Below are 6585 nucleotides of genomic sequence, written 5' to 3'. Positions count from 1 at the left end.
CCATACACCCGGGCTATGGCTTCCTCTCGGAGAACGCCGGCTTCGCGCGCGGCTGCCAGGAGTACGGCATCGTCTTCGTAGGCCCCGCGCCCGAGGTCATCGACCGCATGGGCGACAAGGACGCCGCCCGCCGCACCGCCCGCGAAGCCGGCGTACCCGTCGTGCCCGGTTGCGACCTCATTTCCTCTGCGGAAGAGGCGGAAACAGAGGCGCGGCGCATCGGCTGCCCCGTGCTCATCAAGGCGCGTTCCGGTGGCGGCGGCCGCGGAATCCGCAAGGTCGAGCGCGCCGAAGACGCCGGTCGGGCGTTCGTCGAGGCGAAGGCGGAAGCCGAAGCCGCCTTCGGCGACGGCGAATGTTACATGGAGAAGTTCATCGCACCTGCACACCATGTCGAGGTGCAGGTTCTTGCCGACGCGCACGGCAACGTCGTGACGCTCGGCGAGCGTGAATGCTCTGTGCAGCGCCGCAACCAAAAACTCGTCGAGGAGAGCCCCGCTCCCTGCCTCGACGGCCATGATGAGGTGCGCGAGCGCATGTACACCGCCGCCCGCGACCTCGCGCGCGCCGTAGGTTACGAAGGCGCGGGCACCATCGAATACCTCTACACCGACGACGGCCAATTCTACTTCATGGAGATGAACACCCGTCTGCAGGTAGAGCATCCCGTCACGGAATTCGTGACCGATATCGACCTCGTAAAGTGGCAGCTGCGCGTTGCCGCGGGCGTCGCGCTCCCCTTTTCCCAGGAGGATATCGCAACCTCGAAGCACGCCATCGAGTGCCGCATCAATGCCGAGACGCCCGAGCTCGTACCGTCCTGCGGCACCGTGAACACGCTACACGTCCCCAACGGTCCCTGGGTGCGCTTCGACTCCGCGCTCTTCCCGGGAGCATCGGTTCCCCCGTACTACGATTCGATGCTCGGCAAGCTCATCGTGCGCGCTGGAACGCGCGAGGAAGCAATCCGGAAGATGCGTGCCGCCCTTTCCGAGCTAGAAATCGAAGGCGTCGCGCACAATACGCCCCTCATGTTCGATATCCTTGCCAACCCCGAATTCCAATCGGGCTGCTACCACACCAACCTCATGGAGCATCTATATGAGCGCTAAACGCATCGCCGTCAACAAACTCGAAGGGCCCATCACCGACGTACCCGTCGAGATGCCCCAGCGCCACGCCTATGTGAAGTGCCCGGGGTGCCGCCGCATCATCGACCAAGAGCTGCTCGAACAAGCGCTCGATGTATGCCCCCGCTGCGGTCACCATCTGCGCCTCTCCGCGCGTAAACGCCTCGAAGCGACCGTCGACAAGGACAGCTTCGAAGCATGGTTCCTCGACATCCCCACACCCGATCCGCTCGCCTTCCCCGGTTATCAGGAGAAACTCGCCGCCGCCAAAGGCGGTTCAAGCGAGCGTGAAGGGGTCATCTGCGGCAGCGCCCGCATCGGCGGCGAGGCATGCGCCCTCTTCATCATGGACGGCGAGTTCATGATGGGCTCGATGGGCTCAGCTGTAGGCGAGAAGATCTGCCGCACGTTCGAAGCGGCGTGCGAGCGCGGGCTCCCCGTGGTAGGTATCACGGTTTCCGGCGGCGCACGCATGCAGGAGGGCACGCTCTCGCTCATGCAGATGGCGAAGGTTTCGGCCGCACGGCGCAAGCTCGCCGAAGCGCGCCTTCCCTACATTTCTCTGCTCACCGACCCCACCACCGGAGGCGTCACGGCGAGCTTTGCGATGGAGGGCGATGTTATCCTCGCCGAACCAGGTGCGCTCATCGCCTTCGCAGGCCCGCGCGTCGTAGAGCAGACAACGCACAAGCGCCTCCCCCATGGTTTCCAGCGCTCGGAATTTCTGCTTGAACATGGCTTCATCGATCGCGTCGTCCCGCGCGCGGAAGTCCCCCGAACTATCGCCGAGCTCCTTGCGCTTCACGGCGGCCGCACCCCCGCCGCCGATGCGCCGCATCGTCTCGAATGCTCGCACAAACCCCATACGCTGCTCTCGAAGATCGTCAAACGGGGCGGCAAAGCCGGCAAGGCTCCAAGCGGCGCGTACGACATCGTGCGAGCGGCTCGCTCGGCAGACCACCCCACCGCGCTCGAGCTCATCGAGCTCGGCTTCGATGGCTTCGTGGAACTGCACGGCGATAGGCATTATGGCGACGATCCGGCTATCGTGGGCGGCATCGCATGGAAAGACGGGCGCGCCGTCACCGTAATCGCGACCGAACGCGGACGCTCCACCAAGGAACGCGTTGCACGCAACTTCGGCTCCGCACATCCGGAGGGTTACCGCAAAGCGCAGCGCCTCATGAGGCAGGCAGAACGTTTCTGCAGGCCGGTGCTTTGCCTCATCGACACCGCCGGCGCCTATTGCGGCATCGGCGCGGAAGAACGCGGCCAGGGAGAGGCCATCGCCTCGAATCTCGTAACCATGGCGGGATTGCGCACGCCGCTCGTGAGCTTCATCACCGGAGAGGGCGGGAGCGGCGGCGCGCTCGCGCTCGCAGGAGGAGACCGCGTCTACATCCTCGACCATGCTGTCTATTCTGTGGTAAGCCCTGAAGGCTGCGCGTCTATCCTGTGGAAATCCACCGATCGTGCTGCGGATGCCGCCGATGCGCTCGGCCTCACGGCAGACCGCCTTATCGAACTTGGCATCGTGGAGGGATCCATAGACGACGACTGCAGCCCCGAGGAGCTCGCGAGCCGCATTGTGCGGCTTTCTATGGCCTCCTTCGATGAGCTCGCCTCTCTGAGCACCGAGGAGCTCCTCGCCGCCCGCTACGCCCGTTTCCGCGCCTTTTAGACGCTCGTAATACTATCTCCGGGGTTATTAAGATCGCTGCAGGGGCAAGCAAAACGATTTTTGACCTTAGTGCTTGCCCTTCCAGCCCTGGCGCTTGCGCCCGCCGCCGAACACACTCCCCTTGCGAGCGGTTCTCCGCAACGCCTCCATCGCTTCATCCTCGCTCGAACCCTCGAGTACCGCCTTGATGTGCACAATCGCGTCGCGCAGGCGCGCCGCCTCCTCGAAGTCCATGGCCTCGGAGGCACTTCGCATATCCTCTTCCATGGTCGCCACGATGCGCTGGAGCTCGTCCTTCGGCAAACTCGCAAGCTCTTCGGCAAGACGCTGCCCGCTCGACTCCTCGAAGCCTGGCGCCTCGTTCGCACCGTCTCCTGCAGGCGTGAAGAACGCGCCGTGGCCGAACGTATCGCCACGCGAGCGGTCGCGCTTTCCCACGTTTTCGTCCGCCTCGGCGATGAACGTTGAGATGTCGTTGATGGCCTTGCGCACGGTCTTCGGCTCGATGCCGTGCTCCTCGTTGAACGCCATCTGAATCGTTCGGCGTCGGTTCGTCTCATCGATCGCCTCGCGCATGGAATCCGTGATCGTATCCGCATACATCACCACGGCACCATCGGCATTGCGCGCCGCGCGTCCGATGGTCTGGATGAGCGAGCGCCGGTTGCGCAAGAATCCCTCTTTGTCTGCATCGAGGATCGCCACGAGCGATACCTCGGGCAGATCCAGGCCCTCGCGCAACAGGTTGATGCCCACGAGCACATCGATCTTCCCCTGCCGCAGGTCGCGCAAGATCTCCACGCGATCCATCGTCGCCGTGTCCGAATGCATGTAGTTCACCTTCACGCCGGCATCGAGCAGGTGATCGGTAAGGTCTTCGGCCATGCGCTTCGTGAGCGTCGTCACGAGCACACGCTCATGGCGCGCCGTTCGCACGCGGATCTCGTCCAGAAGGTCATCGATCTGGCCGTGCACCGGACGCACGTCGATCTTGGGGTCGAGCAGTCCCGTGGGACGAATGATCTGCTCCACGTTGTTCTGGCTCACGCGCAGCTCATAATCGCCGGGTGTGGCGCTCACATAGATGAACTGCGGGATGCGCGCCTCGAACTCGTCGAAGCGCAGCGGTCTGTTATCGAGGGCGGAGGGCAAACGGAAGCCATGTTCCACAAGCGTCACCTTGCGCGAGCGATCTCCCTCGTGCATACCACGAATCTGCGGCACCGTCACGTGGCTCTCGTCGATGATGCAAAGCATATCCTTCGGGAAGTAGTCGATGAGCGTGTACGGCGGCTCGCCCGCACGGCGGCCATCGAGATGACGCGAATAGTTCTCGATGCCGTTGCAATACCCCATGGTCTCGAGCATCTCGAGGTCGTAGTCGGTGCGCTGCTGCAAACGCTGCGCCTCGAGCAGCTTGTCGGCGGCCTTGAGCTCCGCCACACGCGCCGCGCACTCGTCCTCGATCGTTCTGATCGCCGCACGCACCTTGGGCTTCTCGGTCACGTAATGCGACGCCGGCCATACGGGAATGGCATCGTATTCACGCAGAATCTCGCCCGTGACCTCGTCAATCTCGGCGATGAGTTCCACCTCGTCGCCGAAGAACTCAAAGCGCAGGGGATGCTCGGCATACGGTGGGAACACGTCGACCACGTCCCCTCGCACGCGAAACGTGCCGCGCGCCAGGTCGAAGTCGTTACGGTCGTATTGGATGTCGATGAGCGCATGGATGAACTCATCGCGTTCGAGCGGCGTCTTCTTGTCCACGTTCGGCGCGAGGCCGGCATAATCTTCTGGCGAGCCGATGCCGTAGATGCACGAGACACTTGCCACAACGATCACATCGCGCCGGCTCAGCAGTTGGGATGTCGCTTGATGGCGGAGCATCTCGACTTCCTCGTTGATCGAGGCGTCCTTCTCGATATACGTATCCGACTGGGGCACGTACGCTTCGGGCTGGTAATAATCGTAGTAGGAGACGAAATACACAACGGCGTTATGGGGAAAGAACTCGCGCAGCTCACTCGCGAGCTGGGCCGCAAGCGTTTTATTCGGCGCCATGACGAGCGTTGGCTTGCCGAGCGCCTCGATGGTCTTCGCCATCGTATAGGTCTTGCCGGATCCTGTCACGCCCAGCAGTACTTGGTAGCGGTCTCCCGCACGCACACCGTCTACCAGGGATTGGATGGCCTCCGGCTGATCGCCCGAAGGTTCGAACGGGCTCACGACCTCGAACTTCACCGGTTCTCCGGCAACACCGAACCGGCGAAGCTCGCCGCCCACGCGCTCCACTTCGAATGCTTCCATCCTCAAACCTCCTCGCTCACCGCCCACCATTAGGGACAGTCCCTAATGGCATGCCAAAAGGGACTGTCCCTTTTGGCAGAAAGAGGGCATATCGTAACGCAGGGGCAGACCGCGCACAAGCATCGACTACGACGCATCCGCGAAGCGATTTGCATACAGTTCACTATAGCGATTATAAGCGTTGAGAACGCGCACGAGATACGCCTGCGTCTCGGGGAAGGTAATCGCATTATGCAGCGCCATGTCTTCCGCCACCCAGTCCTCGACGTTACCGATGCCGGCATTATAGGCCGCGATGACCCGATCGACAGCGCCGTCGTAATAGTCAAGCAGATAGCGGAGGTACGCGCACCCAAAGATGATGTTCGTCTCGGGATCAAAGAGGTCGTCGGCATCGTAGCGCTCGCCATCAACGTAGCCCTTATCTACCATATCCTGTGCGGTAGCAGGTAAGAGCTGCATGAGCCCCATCGCATCGCGCGCAGAGCGAGCCCTCGGGTTCCAATTCGACTCGCTCTCGATAATCGCCGCAATAAGATAGGGATCGACCTTGTATTGCTCGGCCGCGGCTTGGATATGCTCCTCATACTCGAGGGGGAAGAGCGGTTTGACCAACGCTGCGGGCGCGTAGGAATACACCATCGAGATCAGGCAGAACACCAGTGCCGGAACGAGTGCAATAAGACGCAGCCACCCAGCACAACGAAGACGTTTAAGCATGGGCGCTACCAATCTCGGAAGATTTCGAACAAATGCTTGCCGCCCATGCATCGAGTTCACGATGCAGGTCCTCTTCCGTTCCAGCATTTTCGATAACAGCAGAGGACAGCGAATATAGTGCATCGTCGCTTGGCTGGATAGCGACACGCGCGTTGAAATCGGCCTCCGTCATACCACGGAGAAGCGCGCGGTCGCGACGTACGTTGAGCGGAGCGGTAATTGCAAGCACTTCATCGGCAAGGGAGAAGGCGTCTACGAACGAGCTCGGTGCAGAAACTTCTACGATGACGAGCGCGCAGGCATGCAACCGAGCCTCAAGAGATGCAATAAGCTCATTCAGTCGCTTGATGAGCGCAGGATACACGATCTTCTCGAGACGTGCAGTAGAAGCGGAATCGGCGAACGCGCGCCGAGCAAGAGCATGGGCACGAATACCACCAGCATCATCGAGCACGTCATTACCGAACACATGGGCGATACGCTGAACGAGCGAAGAACCGGGAACATAGAGTGCTTTGCACTCATGATCAAGGTCGATGCGATACGCTCCCCTCGATTCCAGGTAGCGTGCGGCACTCGACTTCCCAGATGCGATATTTCCAATGAGAAATACGGTAATCATGGAACTCATTATCCCTGAAAGATGTCGAGATAACAAAAAAGCCTTTGGTTTCCCAAAGGCTTTTTGTTTTCGTGCACGGCTCGGTGCCGTCCACCGGTCAGCGGCGCCCTGCCCTCCCACGG

At 61.5% G+C, this 6585-nt stretch carries 5 protein-coding genes; 2 read left to right on the top strand and 3 right to left on the bottom strand.

Annotation, left to right across the window (positions count from 1 at the left end):
* Both QZ079_RS07265 and accD read left to right on the top strand, forming a co-directional pair.
* Positions 1 to 1112, top strand: a 1112-nt coding sequence (locus tag QZ079_RS07265; protein ID WP_297037054.1) for an acetyl/propionyl/methylcrotonyl-CoA carboxylase subunit alpha, incomplete at its 5' end; no start/stop codon positions are given.
* Positions 1102 to 2811, top strand: coding sequence for an acetyl-CoA carboxylase, carboxyltransferase subunit beta (accD, locus tag QZ079_RS07260; protein WP_297037051.1), 1710 nt, complete (start codon positions 1102 to 1104; stop codon positions 2809 to 2811). The genes QZ079_RS07265 and accD, both read left to right, overlap by 11 nt.
* 66 nt (positions 2812 to 2877) lie before the next feature.
* On the opposite strand, the gene uvrB is transcribed toward accD, so the two are convergent.
* The 3 genes from uvrB to coaE all read right to left on the bottom strand — a co-directional run.
* Complete coding sequence (gene uvrB, locus QZ079_RS07255; protein ID WP_297037045.1) at positions 2878 to 5121, bottom strand: excinuclease ABC subunit UvrB; 2244 nt, start codon at positions 5119 to 5121, stop codon at positions 2878 to 2880.
* Positions 5122 to 5247: 126 nt separating this feature from the next.
* Complete coding sequence (locus QZ079_RS07250; protein WP_297037042.1) at positions 5248 to 5841, bottom strand: lytic transglycosylase domain-containing protein; 594 nt, start codon at positions 5839 to 5841, stop codon at positions 5248 to 5250.
* Positions 5834 to 6585 (bottom strand): dephospho-CoA kinase (coaE, locus tag QZ079_RS07245; protein WP_297037039.1); only part of this gene is annotated, 752 nt, incomplete at its 5' end. The genes QZ079_RS07250 and coaE, both read right to left, overlap by 8 nt.

The sequence above is a fragment of the uncultured Enorma sp. genome, from assembly GCA_905210055.1.
In the GTDB taxonomy this organism is placed as follows: Bacteria; Actinomycetota; Coriobacteriia; order Coriobacteriales; family Coriobacteriaceae; genus Enorma.
The sequence above is the reverse complement of the archived record's forward strand: the minus strand, read 5'-3'. Positions and strand labels throughout refer to the sequence as shown.